This is a genomic window from Terrimonas alba (genome assembly GCF_042434975.1).
Classification (GTDB): Bacteria; Bacteroidota; Bacteroidia; order Chitinophagales; family Chitinophagaceae; genus Terrimonas_B; species Terrimonas_B alba.
Genome location: NZ_JBHMQM010000003.1, coordinates 469,218 through 491,914 on the forward strand (window position 1 = coordinate 469,218; position 22,697 = coordinate 491,914).

The following is a 22,697-nucleotide window of genomic DNA, read 5'->3' on the forward strand; positions in this document are numbered from 1 at the left end:
AATGGTTTAAGATTTTGTAATTGGAATTCAATAATCATCTTCAATATTTATTGATAAACTTCTTTTCGACTAAGGCCCTCTGTCATATGGTTCTTTTATTGATCGATTCAAACAAAAGAAGTCTATGCTTAAAGTATTAACTGCAATCTACCTGTTTGGTTATTATACAATTCAAGGTAATAAGTGCATCATTTGTTTCAAATACTTAAAACAACTGTTATGGCAAGGCCAATTTTTATAGGCATCATCTTGTCCTTTATAATGCTTAGTAAAGCATCAGCACAAACTTCGTCACAACCTGGAATTTCGACCTATTCCTATCATCCGTCATCGGAAGACAAACAATCCTGGCAGCGATTAAATTTGATGCTCAGTTCTACCTTTATTCTTGTTGTAAAAGAAGGACAAGTTGACCTGGAAAACTGCTTGATATATGCCAGCCGTTCATTGGGACTGAGCATGGTTTCCGTACTCGCGGAAGGCATTGATGACCCGGAATTACTTGCTCAATCACAGTGGATCGACAGTGGCGATCCCGGGAATGGTATTTACCTGCTTTCGAAAGCCAGAGGGAAAAAGCGATTGGAACTATTATTACTATTGGGAGCTTATTATGCTTTTCAACCGCAGCGTGATTATCATTACAGAGATAGTGCTGAGTTTTTTCTTGCCAAAGCGATAAATGAAAGCAAAACTTTGAAAGAAGAAAAGTTGGGAAGACAAGCCCTTTGTCTGCTTGGTAAAATATATGTTCAGGGGACCGATGTGCAGCGTGGTGATTCAGTTTTCAATCGGGTAATTCACGAAAGCCAGGCTAGAGGTGATAGAGAGACAGAAGCCAGAGCGTTTGCATACCGTGGCATATACTCCCCTGTTTCGCCCATGACTGCGAAAAACAAACTCACTTATCTCCAAAAGGCGGCAGATATTTACCACGCATTGAACGACACGGAAGGCGAGATTAATGCATTAACGGATATTGGCTATTTGTGGGTATTAATGGGTCAGCTACAAAACGCTCATAACGTATTCTTAAAGGCCCTTCAGCTTGAGGAAGCTATTCACTACCCTTATATTCACTACAATACTGATGCCCTCGCTATGGTAGCAATGTTTGAGGGAAAATTTGGCGAGCCATTAAAGTATACCTTACAGTCAGTAAGAACAGCTGAAAATTGCCGTGACAGCATTGGATGGGCTTATTTTTATTCCCGCATGCAACTTCTGTACGCTTCGGAGGGTGGAAAAGAGAATGAAAGAAGGCACTACTTACAAAAGGCATTAGATCGTTATATCATAGATCGTAACCCCGATTTGTATGCGATTTTAATTGACTGGATCACCAAATTGAAGGATGAAGGTAAGACCAAAGAGGCGTTGGATTTTACTTTAAATCTATTTAAAAAAGTACCCCCGGTGACCGTCACCAACCAGTTTGATTTTCACAGTGCACTTTTTGAATCTTACCTTAACCTTAATGAGTTTGACCTGGCTGAAATGCATGTATCAAAGATGGATTCCCTGGAAACAAAAGCGGAATCTATAAGAGGTCCACTAAAAAGAGCAGATATATTCCGTAAATATGGCCAGATACATTTTAGGAAGGGGCAATATCGGCAGGCAAAATCATATTTTGATAGATATTTCTTATCAGCTTCACCCGCAACAAGAAATTTAACCAACGATCTTCTCACATATCGTTACCTGATTCGTACTGACTCCGCCCTCGGGGATGATGCTTCGGCGGTAGCTCATTACAAATTATATACAAACCTTCTCGACTCTAATTTAAGTGTAACAAAAGTAAGGCAGGCGGAAGAACTCCAGGTAATGTACCAAACAAAGGAAAAAGAAGACAAGATTACTTTATTAAACCAACAGGCGGAGCTCGAAAAAGCCAATTTAAAGCAGGCTACTTTTACAAAAAATATAACCATTGTTGGTATTATTTTCACATTGATCATAGCTGGGTTATTGTACAGACAAAGCCGGCTGAGAAAAAGAAATAATAATGTGGTCACGCACAAGAACGAACAATTACAACATTTGCTGACTGAAAAGGAATGGTTGTTAAAGGAGATCCATCACCGCGTTAAAAACAATCTTCAAATCGTAATGAGCTTGCTGAATTCCCAGTCAGCGTATATTGAAAATGATGCTGCACTTACTGCCATTAATGACAGCCAGCATCGTGTACATGCCATGTCACTTATTCATAAGAAATTGTACATCTCGGAAAATCTATCTTCTATTAATATATCGGTTTATATCCGTGAACTAGTATCTTATCTCACTGAGAGTTTTGACGCCGGTAAACGTATCCGTTTTGAGATGTGTATTGAGCCACTTGAAATGGATGTAAGCCAGGCCGTGCCTCTGGGCCTGATATTGAATGAAGCGATTACTAACTCGATTAAATATGCATTTCCTGATAACAGGAATGGTGTAGTATCAATTTCACTTGTCGCCACGGGAGCAGATCATTATTCACTCATTATTTCAGACAATGGGATAGGCATTCATACTGACTTTAAAAAGGCAGGTTCGCTTGGTATGAGCCTGATGAAGGGATTAAGTGAAGACCTTGATGGGAATTTTTCAATAGAAAATAATAATGGTACAATGATAAAAATATCGTTTGTGCTTGTTCAGGCCGTTACACAGCAGGACTTAAAGGTTGTATCATTTGCTTTAGATAATTAAAGCTTACCTTAACCTGAAAAAATTATTGCATAATCATTCATTTGTTTGAATGAAAACCAATAAAGCTATGATCAGGTTATTTTTCATTGCTTGCTGCATAGTAATGACATTCTTTATGAGCTATGCCCAGGATTATCCGTTGGGTTTATTACAACAATACACCAATAGCAAACCTGACACCGCCCGGGTCCACCTGCTTATAAGGCTAAGTTCATATTATCTTCTTAAGCCATTAGAATTGCAAATGGATCTTGATAGTGCACTTATGCTGGCAAAGGAGGCAAAACAATTAAGCAGCAGTCTAAATTACAAGCAAGGAAATGAGGAATCGGATTTCTGGATTGGAAGGATTTATGTGGAGGCCAGGAATTATTCGGCAGTAAAGACTCTACTGAAAACGCTTAGCGATACCACAAGAATTAAGGTGATTCTACAACTTGCGGAATATAAACTAAATTCCAACGCTAAGATTGATCGTGACAGTGCCGCATATTATGGAAATCAGGCATTGGAGCAAAGCAGGGCGGCTCATTCCAAGGACCTGGAAATTCAATCACTTCTTAATCTGGTCATTTTGCATGCAAAAAATAAGAATTTCAAAAGCTTGAAACGGTTCTTAATTGATGCAGTTGCAATCTGCAAAGAGTCGGGTTATCCGGAAGTAGTTGCGAGAGTATTCAGGAACACTGTCTTATACTTTAGCAATGACAAAGAAAGTTTTGACCAAATTGAATCACTTTGGCGGAATTCATTTGCTAATTGTAAAAATGATCTGGAGAAAAAGAAAATGATAGCTGTAGAAGACAGTATACTTTACCAACTTGGGGACGGTTATATGCTCTTCGAGGCAACTTCCCTGCCCGACTATGGAGAAGGATTTTATTTAGGGTTTCTTGAATTATTAGGAGAGAAAGCTGAATTGCATCCAGCTTGTTATGCAGGATTATGTTATGCATATCAACTCAAAGGTGACTATACAAAATCGCTTGCTAATGGATTAAAAGCAGAAAAACTTGCGAAGGGTAATATGGACGAAATTCCGGTTTATGCATATAACGCTATTGGACAAGTATATTACCGCCGGGGAAATATAGATGAAAGTATATTATATTTTCAAAAAACGATTGCAGTGCTACGCCACAAAGGAACGAGAATACAGGGTAGTATATACAAAGATTTAACAAGAGCATATCTTGCAAAGAATAAGCCTCAGGAGGCTTTGGCAATGTTGCAGGATGCCAAGAAAGATAGCGCAACGTTCAAACCCTATGATATGAAAGTCATAGCCGAAAGCGAAGGGGAGGCAAATATGGTCATGGGAAATTATGATAAAGCGGAGCAGTGTTTTCTAAAATCACGGGACCTGGCAAAAAATTTGCCCATCGCTGACCAACTTAGTAATCATCTGGCCCTCGGCAGATTTTATGTTCAAGCCAAGCAATACAATAAAGCAAAAACGTATCTGGATATCTTGAGCAAGCGTGAGAACAAAGTAGTGGAACCTCTCTTTGTTCAGGAAGAAGTGGCATTGCTGAGGTTCCGTGTTGATTCATCGCAGGGTAATTACAAAAATGCAATAACCCACCTGCAGGAAAACAAGTTACTCCATGATTCTATTTTCAATGATATAAAAAACAAGCAATTTGAAGAATTGAAAATACAATATGAAACAGATAAAAAAGATAGAGACATTCAATTGAAAACATTAGCGCTTCAAAGAACGACCTTATTAAGAAATATCTTTATTGGCGGCGCGATTCTGTTCTTGCTTCTGCTTGCAACAATTTTTAATAGATATCTTAAGAATCAGAAGATAAATAGTATCTTACGATCACAACAAAAGCAGCTGCAAAAATTAAATGAGCAGCAACTAAAATTGCTCGAAGAGAAAGATTGGCTGGTTAAGGAGATTCACCATCGTGTCAAAAACAATTTACAAATTGTGATGAGCCTGCTTAATTCACAGTCCTCATACATTGAAAACGAACCTGCGCTTGCCGCCATCCATGCTAGCCAGCACCGCGTACATGCAATGTCACTCATACATCAAAAGCTATACAATTCAGAAAATGTGTCATCAATTGACATGTCCTTATATATCCGCGAACTGGTTTCCTATCTATGTGAGAGCTTTGATGTCGGAAAACGTGTCCGTTTTGAACTGAATATTGCGCCACTCCAGATGGATGTGAGCCAGGCGGTACCTCTTGGCCTGATATTGAATGAAGCCATTACCAATTCAATAAAATATGCTTTTCCAGGCGACCAAAGTGGCTCAATTTCTATTTCGCTTTTGAATACGACACCAGATGAATATTTATTAACTATTTCAGACAACGGGATCGGCATGCCGGCTGACCTTACTAAAGTCGGTTCTCTGGGTATGAGCTTAATGACAGGACTAAGTGAAGACCTTGATGGGACTTTTTCTATTGAAAATAGAAATGGAACTACGATAAAAGTATCATTTGTACATGCCCTGGGGGTGCGGAAGCATGATGTATTAACCCCGTCATTTGTTTGAAACTATTAAGATTGAAAATGAGTAAGAAAGTACTTATAGTCGAGGATCAGTTTGTAGAGGCTAACGACCTTCAACTTATACTTAAAAGGGCCGGTTATGAGGTTTGCGGCATTGCCCGGTCGGTTGCTATTGCACAAGAAATGATAAAAAAAGAAAAACCAGACTTTGTGTTGCTGGATATTTTTTTGAAAGGGAAATTGACCGGCATTGACCTCGCTAAGGAATTGAGAAAAGATAACATTGCTTTTATTTATCTCTCGGCAAATTCAAACGAAGAAGTATTATCCAATGCAAAAACTACAGAACCTTATGGCTTCCTGGTAAAGCCATTTCGTGAAAGAGATCTTCTCATCATGTTGGAGATAGCCCGGTACAGGCATGAACATAATGCCGAATCCATTGAAAGGAACAAAAGTATTTTAAATGAAAAATTATCGGCCATCAGTTACAGCAATGAAAGCACTGAAACAAAGTTATTGAATATTTGCAGGGCATTTCAAACTTACATTGCTTTTGATTATATAACCGTAGGATTTAACACTCTAAGCGGCACTTCCAATAATGCAGTAAGTTTTTTACGAATCGGGTTTGATGAATACCAGAAAATTGGTATTAGCGAGCTATCGACTATATCGCGATTGAAACTGAGTGATATTCTTACGTTCGTGAATACCGGAGAAATCCATCAATTAATTTCCGATACTTTCAAGATGAAATCATCCATCTCATGGAATTTATCTTTTTCAGGCGATAAGCTATTCACCATTTCTTTTTATTCCCGCCATGATAATCTTTATAACTCAGATCATACCGTGTTATTCAATCAATTGCAAAATACAATGACGACTGTCATTGAAAATATATTTAAAGGGGGAGCTGTAGCAGTTGGAAAAAGTTCTCATCCCTCGCTGCTTTCTGAAAGTGTTACAGCTTCACATCATTTTGAAGGAATTATTGGTAACAGTTATTTATTGCTGAATGTTTTTGATCAGATCACCCAGGTAGCTCCATTTGATACGTCAGTATTGTTATTGGGAGAAAGTGGCACAGGAAAAGAAAGGATAGCTGATTGTATTCATAATCTTTCATCCCGTAAAGGAAAAGCCTTAATAAAAATTAATTGCGCAACACTGCCTGCTACGCTTATCGAATCTGAATTGTTTGGACATGAAAAAGGATCGTTCACCGGCGCAATTGAAAAAAGAACAGGCAAATTTGAACTGGCAAATGGAGGAACCATTTTCTTAGATGAGATCGGTGAAATGCCGGTTGACCTGCAGGTAAAGCTCTTACGTGTGTTACAGGAAAAAGAAATAGAACCTATCGGCGCAAGGTCTCCTATTAAAATAAATGTTCGTGTAATAGCTGCTACCAACCGCAATTTGGAAAAAGAAGTTGCAGAAGGTCGTTTCCGTCTTGATCTATACTATCGTCTTAACGTTTTTCCAATAGAATTACCACCATTACGTGATCGAATTGAAGACATTCCTGCATTAGCTTACCATTTTATCAATATTTATAATCGGAAATCGGGAAAAAAAATTACCGGCTTATCGGATAAAGTTTTGAAGAGCTTCATTTCGTATGAGTGGCCTGGAAATATTCGTGAACTCGAACATGTGATAGAAAGAAGTGTACTGCTTGCAAAAAGTACGGTCATAGAAGAAGTTTCAATTCCCGTTATTTATAAAAAAGAAATCCCTTCATTCCACCCAAATACTTCTATAAAAACAATAAATGAGAACGAACGGGATTATATAATTGAAGTTCTGAAAAAATGCAATGGCAGGGTATGGGGTGTTGGTGGGGCGGCAGAATTGCTAAATATACCACCCTCTACATTAAAGTCTAAGATGAATAAGCTTGGCATTTCAAAACATATCATTGAGTAACAATTTTGAGCGTTAAATTCATCGTTGACTAACCGAACGTGAACGCAAAAACGTCCACGCCGGAATCAAAAAATTCGATTTCAAACTCCCGATCAGAAATGGGGTTTGGCTGTCGTATCAATTGGTACAGTCGCTGCTCTGTAATAGCACCATTCCCTAGTTCATCAATATCAGTACCATGAGAGTTGCCCGGAATCTTCCCATCAATAGATACCCGAAACCGCACTGAAGCTCCCTTAACAGTTGGACCCATTACAAGGTGAACATCCCTTGCATGAAAGCGATATACGATTTTGCCACCCGTATTATTCAACGTAATGTGTTTCTTCTTCAAAATCCAATTACCGGAAACGGCCCATTGATTAAGTCGTAAATGTGAAGGCCTTGCATAAACATGTTGCTTTTCATACATTGGATTATTGTTTGTTAGATTTTCTGTTCGTTCATAACCAAGATAATTTTCAGAAGAGTTCAAATTGATCCAGTCAGCTGCAACTTCAACTCCTTGTGCATTTATCGACACCAGATCATCACCAATGCCTTTGGCGCCTGACTCAATCAACAACTGTTGTATCATTTTTTCGGATTGCTCATATTCTCCTTCTCCAAATTGGTGATGCCGGATATTCCCTTTCACATCAATGAAATAGAAAGCCGGCCAGTAGTGATTATTGAAACCTTCCCAAATTGCGTAGTTATTATCTATTGCAATCGGGAAATCAATCTTCATATCGTTTATGGACCGGCGGATGTTATCTATACTTTTTTCGAACGGAAACTCGGGCGTATGTACAGCGATTACAACCAGTCCTTTCTCTTTATATTTTTCAATCCATGCACGTACATAAGGCAGCGTACGTATCCAATTAATACAGGTGTAGGTTCCAAATTCGACCAACACTACTTTTCCTTTAAGATCGGACGCGGTAAGCGGTGGGGAGTTAAGCCATGCATTCGCTTTTTTAAGCCAAGAGAAGTCGCCTTCTTTCAGTAGCATAGATGAAGTTTTTGATTCGTTTATTTTTGTTTTCGAAAAATCAATCTTTAGCAGACCCGTTCCGAAAACAGTTATGAACATAATGCCCAAAAAACGATGATAACGATATGCAAGCCGTTGTAACATTGATTTTTCTTTTACTTAGTTTTCAAATGAAATGCACAAAACAGTAGAAAAGACGGCGCACATTTTATTATCGTACGCGCTTTTACCATTCCCCACTAACGAAACATCACCGAACTTAATAGCTGTATGAGTTGAGCAGCTAATGCCATTTACTGCGACTGTAGTGGGTGCCAGCCATTTTCGGATTTTAAACAGTTATGTCTACCAGGTTATATTCCGTCTTCACATTTCCTTTTATGGCTTTTGAATAAGGACAGGTTTGATGCGCATAATCTACCAGTTGTTGTGCTACATCTCTATCGACCCCGGGGATACTTACGTTAAGTCTTGCCTGCAGGGAATACTCTCCCATATCATCAAAGCACAGATCAACTTCAGCATCAATTGCCGTATCCTCCGGAAGCTTCATATGCATTTTGCGGGTGCCTATGCCCATAGCAGCTTCAAAACATGCAGACCATCCTGCTGCAAATAATTGTTCGGGGTTGGTGCCCACTCCATTAGTACCAGGAGTAGATAATTTGACTTCGAGATGACCATCGGAACTTTTCGATACTCCATGCTCACGGCCACCTGTAGTATGCGTTTTGCCCGTGTACAGCACTTTTTTTGTTTGTGTGATTGTTTCCATTGTTTTATTTTTTAGTTTTTAAATTTCAAGTTTAGCAGAGGTGAAATAAATATTTCTACCTCCGACTTATTCGATATCACTAACCGCATGAAGCAACTTTTTTATCAGTTGATTGAACTGCTGAGGGAGTTTTGGAATTTCCGCCAACTGTAAACGTGACTAGCTTAGATTGCCCGGGAAAAGGCTCATGGTTAGCATCCACCAAGGTGATAAGGATTTTGTGAGGACCCGGAGGCAGTCCCGCCAGATCGATAGTATTGATATCACTTGGATCTGCCCACCACCAGGGCAAATCATCCACTTGTACGTGGAGGTGCCCGAGCCGTGGCGAAGTTTGTAGCGCTCCTTTTCCAAACACAGGTGCTATATGTACATTCTCTACCCGCCATTGAATCCACACAACACCCTGGTCCAGGAGATCGGGAAGAGGAGGATCAACTATCAATTTCGGTGGAGGCTCGTCCCGCAGTTCTATATAAGGCGTAGCACCTCGGATCTCCTTTGCACTCCCTGTTAACTGTGGAGTAGCCTTTGAATTGTTTTGTGCGGTTGAATTGTCGCAAGCGGTAAAGGCGATTCCTGCGACCACAACCGCAACCAACTTTACTATCTCATTCATACATGATCTTTTTAGAAGGTTTTATTCAATTAATTTGCGTGATACAAAAGTTTCTGGCTCTAGTTATCGTAAACTTTTTGATCGAATGGATCTGAATGCAGCACGCATCTCTTCGGCGAATAGTTGAGGTTGTTCCCAGGCTGGGAAGTGTCCACCCTTAGCCGCTTTATTGTAGTACACCAGGCTTGGGTAAGCTTTGCGGGCCCAGGTTTCAGGCGCACGATAAAGATCATCATCAGGAAACGCTGTTATGGCAACCGGGATTTTTATCTCATCGGTCTTCTGTGCAGTCGAACTAATCAAATTTTCATTTCGGTTTTCCCAATAAAGTCTTGCACCCGAAGAGGCGGTGTTCGTCAGCCAATAGAGTGAAAAATTGTCCAATACGTCCTCAACTGTTGGTGACTGGTTTGGGTCACTACCGTAGGTCCACTTTCCGAAACCTCCGTGCACAAGCATCCATCCCGCCAGACCTGCCGGAGAATCTGTGAGACCATAACCCACAGCTTGCGGCCGGGCACTCATCATTGTAAGATAACTCCATCCGCCATTTTGCAGGAATGTCCTCAATGCATTGAATTCAGTGAGTTCTTCTTTGGAAAGTCCAGCCGGTACTGGGCCGCCACTGGAAATTGCAGCGGCTGCATCTGGAGGAAATACCGCCGGAAGGTTATTATGAATTGCAAGCAAACCTTTCGGAGCTTGTCGCCCCATTGCCTGAACTACACCGGCACCCCAATCGCCCCCCTGTGCGACATAGTTTGTGTAGCCAAGTCGTTTCATAAGTTTATCCCAGGCGCGGGCTATCCGCTCTAAGCCCCAACCAATTTCCTTTGGTTTTGATGAGAAGCCGAAACCCGGCACCGAAGGAATCACAACGTCAAAAGCGTCCTCTGCATTTCCGCCAAAATTGGTGGGATCGGTGAGTGGATGAATAATCTTGAGTTGTTCAAAAATTGATCCGGGCCATCCATGGGTAATGATCAAGGGCATTGCATCAGCGTGTTTCGAACGGACGTGAATAAAGTGGATGTCTACAACGTCAATGTTCGTCATGAATTGAGGGAAGGCATTCAACTTCGCTTCAGCCTTACGCCAGTCATATCTGCTGCCCCAATAGTTGACGAGCTTCTGGAGATTCGCGAGTTGCGCGCCCTGAGAGGCATCTGCAACGGTTTCTTTATCCGGCCAACGGGTGTCTATTATACGTTGGCGAAGATCTTTAAGGTCTGCACCCGGAATTTGTACTTTGAAAGGTCGAATCATTTCATTATGCAATGATTCATCTCCAACATTAAACTGTGCAAGTCCTTCTGCAGCCTGCAGGGCCAACGCTCCTGTGAGCAGTGTACCAGCAATAATGTTTTTACTTTTTTTCATTGATTAAGTTTCTAAAAGTTTGAAAAATGTTTACATAAAAATATTTCCAGTATTAGGCCATCTCCAACCACCAAATGTGTTGAGCGGACAAATCGCAAGTTGAAGTGGGCATTTTAAAGCAGGAATGTTTCCGGATTGGAGACTTGATAAGCTTCTGAAGTGATAAGTATGATGATCGGGGAATGCCGTGGTGCAATTCAATATGTCACGAAATAAAATGGTAACTTAGAATATCAATCCTTCAGCCGGAAAGTACACCGGAACATAAAAATTGGCTTAAGCTTTTGTGATTGGAATTCAACGATCAGCCTCAAATTTTTTAGTAAACTTCTTTTCGACCAAGACCCTTTATAAACCTAGTTCTTTTATGGATTCATAATAAAATGAAGGCATGTTGAAGTTATTTTTCATAAGTAGCCTGCTTTGTCTAATGATCCGATCTCATGCGCAGTTAAAAACGGATCAACCTCCATCTGTTCTGACTTCAGCCCTGCAAAAAAATATTCCTGATAGTACCAGGCTTCAACTACTATTGCAACTGTCCTTATACTATTATTTTCAATATGATGACAGCCGTATAAGCGTGGACACAGTACTCATTTTGTTAGAGCAAGCAAATGAGATAAGTGATAATATTCGTTCAGTAAAATGGAAACCTGAAATTTTTTGTTTTTTGGGAAAATGCTATTACAGGGCCGGAGATACAGCCCGGGCCCATAAGTACTTTATGAAAACATCTGACTACATCAACAATTCGGGGTCTGTAAATAACCAGATTGAACGTTGGAGAGAACTTGGATGGAATATCGAGGAATTGGATACGATCGGATTGACAAGAATAAATTGTCTTGAAAAAATATTGTCCCTGTACGGACAGATGAACAATAAAGAAAAGCAGGCAGAAACCCAAAGACACATTGCCGACACACACATGAAACAGGGAAAACTCGATCTGGCCGAGAATGAATTATTTGAGGTATTGGCAAAATACAAAGCCGGCGGCTACCAGGATATACATTACCTGTACAATTTGCTTTCCGTAACTAATCATCTCGAGGGCAATTATAACAAAGCTCTTAATTATTCTTTGCTGACAATTGAAAATATGAAGATAACGGATGATACCTGGGCAATAATTTTCTATAGTCATGTGGCTAATTTATATGATGAATTGGGGCAGCCTGAAAAAAGCAATGACTACCATAGAATAGTTTTTAAGATAAATCACCCGAACCCGGTTGATTTTTATTATACACGCGAAGCCGGACTCTTTGTTCGCAATCTTATCAAAGAAAAGAAAGTGGGAGAAGCGCATAAGTTTTTACTTGATTTTTCAAAAAAACACCCGCCCGGTGATCCCTATGGGAAAGCGAGTCTGGCGAGAACATTCGCTTACTACTATAATTCTGTTCACGATTATTCCATGGCAGATAAATATAACCGGGAAATGATCAGCCTGGAACCATTGCTTGGTAAAAACAATGAAATAAGAAGAGATGTAGAGTACGATATTGGCCAGTACTACTTTGGCAAAAAACAATTTGCAAAAGCAGCGCTCCATTTTGGAATAGCTCTTGATGAAGCACATCTTAATAATTCGGTCAATACTATTAAAGAAATCAGTTTAATGCTTTTTAAAACTGACTCATCACTTGGCAATTATGTTTCAGCGATCAAACATTTGAACCAGTATCACCAATTAAATGATTCAATTTTTAATGTAGCCAAGGTAAGGCAAATAAGAGAGGTGCAGGTAAAATATGAAACTGAAAAAAAAGAACAAAATATCAAGCTTCTTGAAAAAGAAAGTAAGATACAGCAAAGCGAATTATCGCAAGCTACAGTTACCCGCAATTGGATAATTGGGGGCACCGGGTTATTGCTTGTCATTTTGGTTTTGCTGCTGCGTAACATAAGACTCAAACAACGAACAAATAAAAAACTGGAGGCTCATCAAATAGAGATCGACGAACAAAATTTTTCTTTACAACATTTGTTGAACGAAAAAGAATGGCTTTTAAAAGAAATCCATCACCGTGTAAAAAACAACCTTCAAATCGTAATGAGCCTTCTCAATTCCCAATCTATGTATATTGATAATGATGCAGCACTTACTGCCATTCATGACAGCCAGCACAGGGTGCATGCCATGTCACTTATTCATCAAAAGCTATATAGTACAGAAAATGTTTCTTCCATTGATATGTCGTCTTATATCCGTGAATTGGTATCCTATCTCAAAAACAGTTTTGATACAGCACAACTTATCCATTTTGAGTTGGAAATTGAACAAGTTAAAATGGATGTAAGCCAGGCTGTTCCGCTCGGTCTGATCCTGAACGAAGCAATTACCAATTCAATAAAATATGCTTTCCCTGATGGAAGGAATGGAGTAATCTCTATTTCACTATCCAATACATCAGCAGATCAGTACTTACTCAGTATTTCCGACAATGGGATTGGTATGCATGCAGATTGTAAGAAAACAGGTTCCCTTGGAATGAGTTTGATGAAGGGCCTGAGTGAAGATCTTAATGGAACTTTTTCTATTGAGAACAATAACGGAACTGAAATAAAAATATCATTTGTACATGACGCAGAGATAAGAAAGCACGATGTATTAACCACGTCATTTGTTTCGAATAATTAAGAAAAAAATGAATAAAAAACTGCTCATCGTCGAAGACCAGTTTGTAGAAGCTCAGGACATTCAACTCACGCTTCAAAAAGCTGGTTATTATGTTACTGGCATTGCACGGTCGGTTCCTATTGTAAGGAAATAATAAAAAATGAAGGTCCCGGTTCTTTATAACAAATTCAGCTTCAAAATTGGTTGTTTTAAAAACAAATCTGTCCGTTCCATCAATAGGATACTTGACTAACGGATGATTTAGGAAATAGATTTACAATTCTATTTAACAATTGACAAAAGCTATAGGATTTTTTATCCATAGTAATATTGACCGGTATAAAAATGAAACAGAAAATACTTTTTGCGCTTATAATGGGCTTGATCACTACATTCATGATATCATTTGTGCTTATAGCAATAAACGTAGGTTTCAATGAGAAATTCGTACCAACCTGGTTACAGTCCTGGTTGGTTTCCTATTTGCTGGTCGTTCCTTCAATGTTATTCATTGCACCGAGAGTTCAAGTATTAGTGAACTGCCTGGCGAAAAAAGATCCAATTGCTGTAAAGGATCAAGGCCAACAATAATATTCACCGAAATCATCACCGCTTCCGCAACAGTTCAGGTTGGCATAACCAACTATGCATTTCACTTGAAAAAATGGACGGGCTTAATGCCGCCTGTAATATGCATTGTACTGCAATTAGAGTTTTCCTTTTACTCATTCTTGTAAACAAAACAGGCGCAAAGGCCGGGTCATTTCGAACTCCATATTGACTGTCTCAGGAATGACTTCGTCCGCCTGTATTGTTTTAGCCTTGGCAAAAGCTATTTGTCACTAATAATTTTATGAATAAACATAAACTCATAAATTATTAAACAATGAAAAAAACAAAAAACATTTTTGCCAGCGCAGTGGTTAGTGGCTTACTGGCTTCGCAAGCTACAATTGCTGATGCGCAGGGTACTTCATTTGCAAATAAAGGATCAACTGAAAGCATCAGATCTTTTAAAGTGCAAATATCAAATGCAGACCTTAAAGATCTTCGCAAACGTATTCTGGCTACACGCTGGCCTGATAAAGAAACAGTGACAGATCACTCGCAGGGTGTGCAACTCGAAAAGCTAAAGGAACTGGTCACGTATTGGGGTACCGGCTATGATTGGCGCAAAGGTGAAGCTAAACTCAATTCATTTCCCCAATTCACTACAAACATTGACGGACTGGACGTACATTTCATTCATGTCAGATCGAAGCATGACAATGCAATGCCATTGATCATTACGCACGGATGGCCAGGTTCGGTTTTCGAACAGATCAAATTAATTGGTCCGTTAACAGATCCAACAAAGTTCGGTGGCAAAGCTGAAGATGCATTCGATGTGGTGATCCCATCCATCCCGGGTTTTGGATTTTCAGAAAAGCCGGCTGAAGCGGGTTGGGGATTAGAACGTATTGGTCGTACATGGGACGTTTTAATGAAGCGTTTAGGATACAATCGCTATGTAGCGCAGGGAGGAGATTGGGGTGCCGGTGTTGTTCAGGCAATGGGACGACAAGCTCCGAAAGGACTGCTTGGCATTCATACCAACCTGCCTGCAGTCTTAACAAATGATGTGGGTGCCGTACTCGGCGGAGCACCTATACCTGCTGGATTTAGTGATAAAGAACGTGCAGCAGTTAATGATTTAAGAACTTTCCTTCAACATGGTGGACTATCGTACCTGGTTATGATGGGTGCAAGGCCGCAGGCCGTCAGTTACGGACTTACAGACTCTCCGGCCGGGCTCGCTGGTTGGATGCTCGTACACGGTGGGTTCGATAAATGGTCATTCGGCAAAGACCCCAAACAATCGCCGACGATAGATGATGTATTGGACAATTTCACGCTGTATTGGTTAACGAATACTGCAGCTTCATCATCGAGAATTTATTGGGAAAACCGTAACACGAGTTTAATCAGTGCCGCTGATCAGAAAACCGACCAGATTAACATTCCTGTTGCTATCACCGTGTTTCCTGACGAAGTGTTCCGTGCACAGGAATCATGGGCCCGTAAAGCTTTTAAGAACTTGCTTTATTTTAATGACGCCGACCGTGGCGGTCACTTCGCAATGTGGGAGTATCCTGAGTTATTTGCGGATGAATTGCGTGCGGCATTTAAATCACTTCGTTAATTTAAGTGAAGGGAAATGCATTTGATGTATTCCCTTCTATTTTTACATTCAATTAACCTAATGCATTGTAAGGTCTAATCTTTTTATTGATTCGGACAGATGCTTTTTGGTGATGAAAATGGAATTAAAAAAGAATCAACATGATTTTTGAAGGGCAATAGGAATGGTAACAAATTTTCCGTGCGCTGTTCCATCTGAGCTTGACAAGTTGGCTTGGACAGGAGGGCCGGCACCATCAGGGCTTTCAGCTGAAGAAAAACATGCCTATTATAAATTGATATTTTCATACAAGCATGCCTCTTACGCCTTTATTATGGGAAGCCGACCACAAACGTTAATCGGAACGGCTGATTCACCCACCGGTCTTGCCGCTATATTTATTGACCACGATCAGCCTAGCTTAGCACTCGTTTCACGTCTGTTTGAAGGAAAGTCTGAAGGGATGACGCGGGATGATGTGCTTGACAACATTACCCTTTGCTGGTTTACTAATACAGCTATATCCGGGTACCGTCTTTATTGGGAGAACAAGTATGCCTTTTTGAGTCCTTTAGGCGTAAACGTTCCTGTTGTCGTAAGCGTGTTTCCTGACGAACTTTGTCCAGTTCCCCGTAGTTGGGCTGAAAAAGCATATCCCAAAATGATCTATTACAAGAAACATAACAAGGGTGGTCACTTCGCTGCCTGGGAGCAGCCAGAACTCTTGGTTCAGGATATCCGGGAAGGATTCAAATCACTTCGTTGATTTTGCAAAGCGTTCATTATCGGAGTTAGGAAACGGGCGCTATCGTTAGACGGCGTCCGTTCTTATTTTATTTTTAAATATCCAACAATGAAAAAAGAACGCCTTGATGCTATCACCGATGCAGTGTTAGCAATAATTGTGACGCTGTTGGTATTAGAAATAAAAATACCTGAACTGACAATGGAGAATACTCCAAAGATTTTACAACAAATTTTAGTTTACGCCGGAAGTTTTGTTACAATAGCCATTTTTATGGTTAAGTCATCATCATATTTTTGTTCATACAGTAAGAATAAGCCTTAGTGTAGTTTGGATAAACTTTTTTTTACTGTTTGCCACATCGTTAATTCCACTAGCAACCGCTCCGCTCAGTGAACATTTTCACGAAAGACCAAGTCATATTTTTTATGGTTTGGTGTTAGGTCTTGTCTCTTTCCTATACTCATTGCTGCAGGATCAAAATGCCAGGAAATCAAGAATAAAATTAAAATCTTCAATTCATTGGTTGAATTGGTTGACATGCACTTTATATTTCACAAGCATTCCCTTAAGTTATTTCAGCATTTATTTCTCTACCGCAATCTTTGTGTTTTGCCCTGTTATGTATTTTATACTTTCCAGAAAACCCATCGAATAACGTTAATAAAAGGCATGTTGTCAACAAACAATTTTTTGCTATGCCGGCTGAACTGTCAAAGACCGGTGTTACGCGGCAGTTGCTATGGCAGGAATACCTGTCTCAGCATCCTGATGGCTATAGTTACAGCCGGTATTGTCACCATTTAAATCAGTATCTGAAAAATCGTGATCTGTCGATGCACCTGGAATATCAGGCTTCAGACATGATCATGATTGATTTTGCTGGTAAAAAACAACACTACATTGATCCTTCTACCGGTGAGCAGATCCCATGTGAAGTGTTTGTCGCTATTCTGCCGTTTAGCGGTCTTATTTTTTGCCAGGCTGTACACTCGCAGCAAACAAGCGACTTCACGCACTCGATTAACGCTATGCTGAAGTTTTATGGGGGCGTACCTGCTACCATTGTTTGTGATAATTTAAAGACGGCTGTTAAACGCGTCGATCGACCAGCTCAGTGAACACTATGGCACCACTTTCACTGTTACCCGTCCGTATAGTCCGCGTGACAAAGCAATGGTGGAACGGGCCGTTAACATTGTGTACAATCATATCTATGGGCCTTTACGTAATCGCGACTTTACCAGCCTGTCAGCGCTTAATGCAGCGATGCAGGAACAACTGGTATTGCTGAATAATAAGCCCTATAAAAATACTCCCTATAGCCGCTGGTATTTTTTTCAGCACCGCTAGTATGCCTGATGGAAAAAAGAAGTATACACTTCTTCTAGGGCTGTTTTTTCGGTAAGTGAAAGCTGACGCGAATGGTGGCGTCGGGCCAATACCTGTAAACAAATTGTCCAGGCATCATGTATATGCATTTAGCCAGATACACGTTCCGGCCCATGCAAATGGCAATAAATTATTTCAATAGGCTTCAGTGATTTTCCTTGTGGTCATCCTCTCTTTTTTTAAGATGCCTTAATACCTTTGCTTCTTTATAGAAAATAACTTCTTCGGCGACGTTGGTTATATGATCACCTACACGTTCTAATTTCCTGATAATAGAAATCAGCAGCAAAGCCTGTTGAATCCTGTCAAGATTGTTTTTTATATACTCTTCTGCTACGTTGGAAGCATTCCTGTTTATCTCGTTTAGTTCTAAGTCTTTGGCAAAAACAGACCGTGCTATCTTTGTGTCGTCCTCGCAATAAGCCTTCTTCACGTCTTCCATCATCAGTAAGGAAGTAGCAAACATTTCTTTAAGTCTTATTTTGTCAATCAGATTAATGTCAAATGATTTTTTTCCCAAAACAACAAGTTTGGCAATACCTTCCGCGTAATCGCCAATTCGTTCCAGATCGGCATTGATTTTTAATGTTGAAAAAACGAATCGCATATCATGCGCCACAGGGTTCAGCAACGCGAAAATATGCTCGCATTCCCGGTCAATGTTTAATTCCATGGCATTGACCCTTTTTTCATTAACGACAACTTCATTAGCCAGATCTTCATCTTCCTCTAAAAGCGATCTTACACTTTTTTCAAGCTGCTTCTTTACGAGTACTGCCATATCGGACAGACTTTCTCTAAGTTTATTCAATTCTTCCTGTAGACGTGTCATAAAAATAGTTTAGCCAAAACGGCCTGTTACATAATTTTCGGTTCGCTCCTTTTGCGGGTTAGTAAATATCTTTTTTGTATCATCAAATTCAATCAACTCACCCAGGTAAAAAAAAGCGGTTTTATTACTGATCCGTGCTGCCTGTTGCATATTATGTGTTACAATAACAATCGTGAAGTTTTGCTTCAGCTCATAAATAAGGTCTTCAATTTTTGAGGTTGAAATGGGATCGAGTGCTGAAGCCGGCTCATCCATAAGAACTACTGTGGGCTCCGTGGCCAATGTCCTGGCAATACAAAGCCGTTGCTGTTGTCCACCTGATAACGATAAGGCGGATTTATTCAGCATTCCACTGACTTCTTCCCATAACGCGGCATTTTTTAAGGAAAGCTCTACTTTATCTTTAATCGCTGTTTTATTTTTTTCTCCCATAATGCGCAAACCATACGCCACGTTATCAAAAATAGACTTGGGAAAAGGATTTGGTTTTTGAAACACCATACCTATTTTCTTTCTTAATTCATAAACGTCCATAGCAGAATAAATATCTTTATCATCTAACAAAAATTCCCCTTTAATCGTTGTATTTTCAATCAGGTCATTCATACGGTTGAAACACCGGAGCAAAGTGGATTTTCCGCACCCGGAAGGACCAATAAATGCTGTTACGGTATTGGCCTCAATCCCTATTGAAATATTTTTTAAGGCTTGTTTCTCTCCATACCAAAGATTTGCGTTTCTTGTTTCCAGTTTAAACATTTTAATACCTTATTTTTTTGTACCATTTATTCCGGATATTTATAGCTATACCATTTAACAAAAAAGTAATAACTAAAAGAACAATGATGCCTGCTGCTGCATTGACGATAAAAGCAGCCTGCGGACGCGATGTCCAGTTAAAGACCTGTATGGGCAGGGTCGTAAACTGGTCCCGGGGGCCTTCAGGAATAAAAGGAACATATACTAATGCTCCTATTACCAGCAGTGGAGCCGTTTCACCGATAGCCCGTGATACAGCTAAAATAATACCGGTCAGTATACCGCCTAAAGCTGAAGGAACCACTACCCTGCTTGTTGTTTGCCATTTTGTAGCACCCATACCATACGAAGCTTCCCGCAATGAATCAGGTACCGCCCTGATCGCTTCCCGGGTTGCAACGATAATAACAGGAAGGATCAGCAGACTGAGCGTCAGAGCTCCGGCGATAAGACTATTACCTAATTTCAAAATCCGTACAAATAGTGTCAGCCCCAGTATTCCGTAAATCACAGAAGGTACGCCGGCCAGGTTAGCGATATTTATCTCAATGAATTTCGCCAGGCGATTTTTCTTTCCGTACTCCTGTAAATAAATACCTGCAAAAATGCCAATCGGTAACGCAATGATCACCGTAAAAAATAATAAGGACAACATGCCGGCCAGTGCTGTCCTGATCCCGGATTTTTCCGCGTGACGTGATGGCAGGTTTTGGAAAAAATCCCAATTGATCCTTGTCATTCCTTTGGAGAAAATATCAATCAGCAAAACCACCAGTATTCCCAGCGCAAATACCGTAAAAACTAAAGCGATATATTTAAATACCGTATCAGTTAATTTAGCTCTTATATGAGATTTACTGCTCATTCATATTTGTTTTGAAATCTTTTCCGTATCCAAAAGCTGATATTATTGAGGATAAACGTGAATACAAATAATGTAAGCCCCGCAGCATAGATAGTTTTGTATTCCAGTGAATCCCGGGGAACATCTCCCATGCTGACCTGCACAATATAGGTGGTAATGGTCTCAACCGATTCTTTGGGATTAAAAGTAAGTTTCGGTTCCTGACCTGCTGCGATCGCTACGATCATGGTTTCGCCCAACGCCCTTGAGATAGCCAATATAACAGAAACGATGATACCTGAAGATGCGGCCGGCAACATTACGTTGAATGCTGTCTGGAATTTAGTGGCTCCTATTCCGTACGAGGCTTCCCTTAAAGAACGTGGGACCGCTCTCAATGCATCTTCACTTAATGAGGTGATATAGGGGATTATCATAACCCCCATAACCAAACCAGGTGAAAGCGCATTGAATCCGTTAAGACCGGGAATAATTTTTTGTAATAGTGGGGTGACAAACTGTAATGCAAAAAAGCCGTACACCACTGTGGGTACAGCTGCTAATACCTCCAGGACAGGCTTGACTACCGAAGTTAATCGCGGCGATGCATATTCATTTAAATAGACCGCAATTATTAACCCCAGGGGGACTGCAAGAAAAATAGCAATGGTTGTGGTCAATAATGTTCCTGAAAGAAGCGGCAATATACCGAAATGCTTTTCCGTAAAAAGAGGCGTCCACTGTTTATCTGTAACAAAGTCCCCAATTGAAACTTCAGAAAAGAATTTGACTGATTCAATCGTTAAGATAGCAATGATCCCGATGGTTGTAAGGACTGTTACAAAGCTGCAACACATCATTACTATTTCGATCATTTTTTCTTTTCTCCGCATACGTCATGTCATAAATCTTCTTTCATCAATTTGACTAAATCTGCGCCGACAGTTGATTTATTTGCAAACATTGAGCCTGTTTTCTTTTGTAAAAACCGCTGATAGCTAAGCTTGTAAGCTTCATCGGGCAAGGAGACATACCCTATCTCCTCCACCAGTTTTGGTGCATTTTCCAAATAAAATCGCACGAAATCCTGGGTTACGACTGAGTTGGCAGACCGGGCATTTATATAAATAAATTCAGGTCTTGACAAGGGGGCATAAGTACCTGTTCGTACTGTTGAATCAGCGGGATATACCGGGCCTCTCCCGTTTCCGGCATCAATACCGACCAATTTTAATTTATTTTTATTTTCCACGTAGTAAGCAAGTCCAAAAAAACCCAGTGCGCCCTTATCTGTTGAAACACCCTGTACCAGCACATTATCATCTTCACTTGCAGTATAATCTCCCCTGGATGATTTTGCTTTGCCTACAATAGCCTCTGTAAAATAGTCATACGTGCCGGAGGAAGTACCTGCTCCGTATAATCTCAGCGGTACATCAGGAAAGGTTGCTCTTATTTGATGCCAGGATATTATTTTCTGCTGCGCAGCCGGCTCCCACATCTTTTTTAATTCATCAACCGTGAGATAATCCACAAATTCATTGGCCGGGCTGATCACAACAGCCAACCCATCATAGGCAACAGGGATTTCGATAAAGGCGATATTATTCTCTGCACAGGCTCTGATCTCAGGTTCTTTAATAGGACGGGAAGCATTGCTGATATCAATTTCTCCCCGCGCAAATTTATTAAACCCGCCGCCTGTGCCGGATACACCTACTGTCACACGTATATCTTCATGACTAATCCTGTATTCTTCAGCAACAGCTTCGGTAATAGGATAAACAGAACTGGATCCATCAATGCTGATGCGGCCCTTATACTGTTTAAAACACGATATAAGAAAGATAAAAACAGGTATTAGTAATATGTGGATCCATCTAAAACGCTGTCCCATACTAAAGGCAATTTTAAACTGGTACCTTAACTATTGGTAGCTGGATTTTTTTCAGCAGTTTTTCCAGATGAGTGCCTTCAACTCTCAGAATCCCTGGTTGATCAAATTTGTCATCCATAAACAGGCACTCGCAACCGGATATGTGCTGTAGTATTTGCTCTTCCGACGGGTCGCTCATCAATTGTGTCGTTAAGTTAATATGTTTACTGCTTGCATTATGCTCAAGCATGGTTATATTACTATAAATCACCCGCATACTGGCAGCATCGGCGTCCTCGTTATTTTGAAGGTTTTGTGCTTCATCCAGGTCACTTGGAAAAATATATCCTTCTCTGGCCACATGCTTTGCTTTTAGAAAAAGCGCTACAAGCGAACCATTATTTTGTTTGGCCCAGCTAAACGCCCGTTCCTCGACTTGAAAGGAAAAACCAATTCCATTAAAGAGAAGAGCTGCTCTTGCCATATGTTTATTCTTTAAGATTAAAATTACGAACATAAAACCGGTACAACCGGAGTGCAATGTTATCTTTTAAGATGTCGCCCTTCCTTATACATTGGTGACGTTT

20 protein-coding genes are annotated in these 22,697 nt (G+C 40.2%); 10 read left to right on the forward strand and 10 right to left on the reverse strand.

Annotated features, from left to right (window positions below; genetic code table 11):
• Window positions 1-219 precede the first annotated feature (219 nt).
• From ACFEL9_RS10920 to ACFEL9_RS10930, 3 genes are all read left to right on the forward strand, one after another.
• The gene (locus ACFEL9_RS10920; RefSeq protein WP_385889546.1) at window positions 220-2,703 is read left to right on the forward strand and encodes a sensor histidine kinase; all 2,484 of its coding nucleotides are present in this window, start codon (window positions 220-222) and stop codon (window positions 2,701-2,703) included.
• Window positions 2,704-2,770: 67 nt separating this feature from the next.
• Entirely contained in the window at window positions 2,771-5,227 is a 2,457-nt protein-coding gene (locus ACFEL9_RS10925; protein WP_385889549.1) for a tetratricopeptide repeat-containing sensor histidine kinase, read from the forward strand.
• A 17-nt stretch (window positions 5,228-5,244) separates the two neighbouring features.
• A complete protein-coding gene (locus ACFEL9_RS10930) occupies window positions 5,245-7,119 on the forward strand; it encodes a sigma 54-interacting transcriptional regulator (protein WP_385889552.1) in 1,875 nt (624 codons plus the stop codon).
• A 28-nt stretch (window positions 7,120-7,147) separates the two neighbouring features.
• On the opposite strand, the gene ACFEL9_RS10935 is transcribed toward ACFEL9_RS10930, so the two are convergent.
• From ACFEL9_RS10935 to ACFEL9_RS10950, 4 genes are all read right to left on the reverse strand, one after another.
• A complete protein-coding gene (locus ACFEL9_RS10935) occupies window positions 7,148-8,116 on the reverse strand; it encodes a redoxin domain-containing protein (RefSeq protein WP_385889555.1) in 969 nt (322 codons plus the stop codon).
• A 313-nt stretch (window positions 8,117-8,429) separates the two neighbouring features.
• Window positions 8,430-8,873 carry an organic hydroperoxide resistance protein gene (locus ACFEL9_RS10940; RefSeq protein ID WP_385889558.1) on the reverse strand — a complete coding sequence of 148 codons (444 nt, stop codon included), beginning with the start codon at window positions 8,871-8,873 and terminating at the stop codon, window positions 8,430-8,432.
• Window positions 8,874-8,952: 79 nt separating this feature from the next.
• On the reverse strand, window positions 8,953-9,492 hold the full coding sequence (locus ACFEL9_RS10945; protein ID WP_385889560.1) for a DUF6130 family protein: 540 nt from the start codon (window positions 9,490-9,492) through the stop codon (window positions 8,953-8,955).
• A gap of 63 nt (window positions 9,493-9,555) precedes the next feature.
• Window positions 9,556-10,872 carry an epoxide hydrolase family protein gene (locus ACFEL9_RS10950; protein WP_385889563.1) on the reverse strand — a complete coding sequence of 439 codons (1,317 nt, stop codon included), beginning with the start codon at window positions 10,870-10,872 and terminating at the stop codon, window positions 9,556-9,558.
• 391 nt (window positions 10,873-11,263) lie between these two features.
• On the opposite strand from ACFEL9_RS10950, the gene ACFEL9_RS10955 reads away from it, so the two are divergent.
• From ACFEL9_RS10955 to ACFEL9_RS10985, 7 genes are all read left to right on the forward strand, one after another.
• Complete coding sequence (locus ACFEL9_RS10955; protein WP_385889566.1) at window positions 11,264-13,522, forward strand: tetratricopeptide repeat-containing sensor histidine kinase; 2,259 nt, start codon at window positions 11,264-11,266, stop codon at window positions 13,520-13,522.
• 324 nt (window positions 13,523-13,846) lie between these two features.
• A complete protein-coding gene (locus tag ACFEL9_RS10960; protein WP_385889568.1) occupies window positions 13,847-14,092 on the forward strand; it encodes a DUF2798 domain-containing protein in 246 nt (81 codons plus the stop codon).
• A gap of 295 nt (window positions 14,093-14,387) precedes the next feature.
• Window positions 14,388-15,683, forward strand: coding sequence for an epoxide hydrolase family protein (locus ACFEL9_RS10965; RefSeq protein WP_385889571.1), 1,296 nt, complete (start codon window positions 14,388-14,390; stop codon window positions 15,681-15,683).
• A gap of 313 nt (window positions 15,684-15,996) precedes the next feature.
• Window positions 15,997-16,428: a hypothetical protein gene (locus ACFEL9_RS10970; protein ID WP_385889573.1), complete on the forward strand. Its 432-nt coding sequence runs from the start codon at window positions 15,997-15,999 to the stop codon at window positions 16,426-16,428.
• Between the two features lie 87 nt (window positions 16,429-16,515).
• Window positions 16,516-16,731, forward strand: a complete 216-nt coding sequence (locus ACFEL9_RS10975) for a TMEM175 family protein (RefSeq protein ID WP_385889576.1) — start codon at window positions 16,516-16,518, stop codon at window positions 16,729-16,731.
• Between the two features lie 374 nt (window positions 16,732-17,105).
• Window positions 17,106-17,528: a hypothetical protein gene (locus ACFEL9_RS10980; RefSeq protein ID WP_385889579.1), complete on the forward strand. Its 423-nt coding sequence runs from the start codon at window positions 17,106-17,108 to the stop codon at window positions 17,526-17,528.
• Window positions 17,529-17,583: 55 nt separating this feature from the next.
• Entirely contained in the window at window positions 17,584-17,760 is a 177-nt protein-coding gene (locus ACFEL9_RS10985) for a hypothetical protein (protein WP_385889581.1), read from the forward strand.
• A gap of 184 nt (window positions 17,761-17,944) precedes the next feature.
• On the opposite strand, the gene phoU is transcribed toward ACFEL9_RS10985, so the two are convergent.
• The 6 genes from phoU to ACFEL9_RS11015 are packed head-to-tail and all read right to left on the reverse strand — an operon-like array spanning window position 17,945 to window position 22,594.
• On the reverse strand, window positions 17,945-18,631 hold the full coding sequence (gene phoU / locus ACFEL9_RS10990; protein ID WP_385889583.1) for a phosphate signaling complex protein PhoU: 687 nt from the start codon (window positions 18,629-18,631) through the stop codon (window positions 17,945-17,947).
• Window positions 18,632-18,640: 9 nt separating this feature from the next.
• On the reverse strand, window positions 18,641-19,390 hold the full coding sequence (pstB, locus tag ACFEL9_RS10995) for a phosphate ABC transporter ATP-binding protein PstB (protein WP_385889585.1): 750 nt from the start codon (window positions 19,388-19,390) through the stop codon (window positions 18,641-18,643).
• 1 nt (window position 19,391) lies between these two features.
• Window positions 19,392-20,255, reverse strand: coding sequence for a phosphate ABC transporter permease PstA (pstA, locus tag ACFEL9_RS11000; protein WP_385889587.1), 864 nt, complete (start codon window positions 20,253-20,255; stop codon window positions 19,392-19,394).
• Window positions 20,252-21,109 carry a phosphate ABC transporter permease subunit PstC gene (gene pstC / locus ACFEL9_RS11005; protein ID WP_385889589.1) on the reverse strand — a complete coding sequence of 286 codons (858 nt, stop codon included), beginning with the start codon at window positions 21,107-21,109 and terminating at the stop codon, window positions 20,252-20,254. The genes pstA and pstC overlap by 4 nt, the downstream gene beginning before the upstream one ends.
• 26 nt (window positions 21,110-21,135) lie before the next feature.
• Complete coding sequence (locus ACFEL9_RS11010) at window positions 21,136-22,131, reverse strand: PstS family phosphate ABC transporter substrate-binding protein (RefSeq protein ID WP_385889592.1); 996 nt, start codon at window positions 22,129-22,131, stop codon at window positions 21,136-21,138.
• Window positions 22,132-22,144: 13 nt separating this feature from the next.
• Window positions 22,145-22,594 (reverse strand): hypothetical protein, encoded by a 450-nt coding sequence (locus ACFEL9_RS11015; protein ID WP_385889594.1) that lies wholly within the window; start codon window positions 22,592-22,594, stop codon window positions 22,145-22,147.
• Window positions 22,595-22,697: the final 103 nt, after the last annotated feature.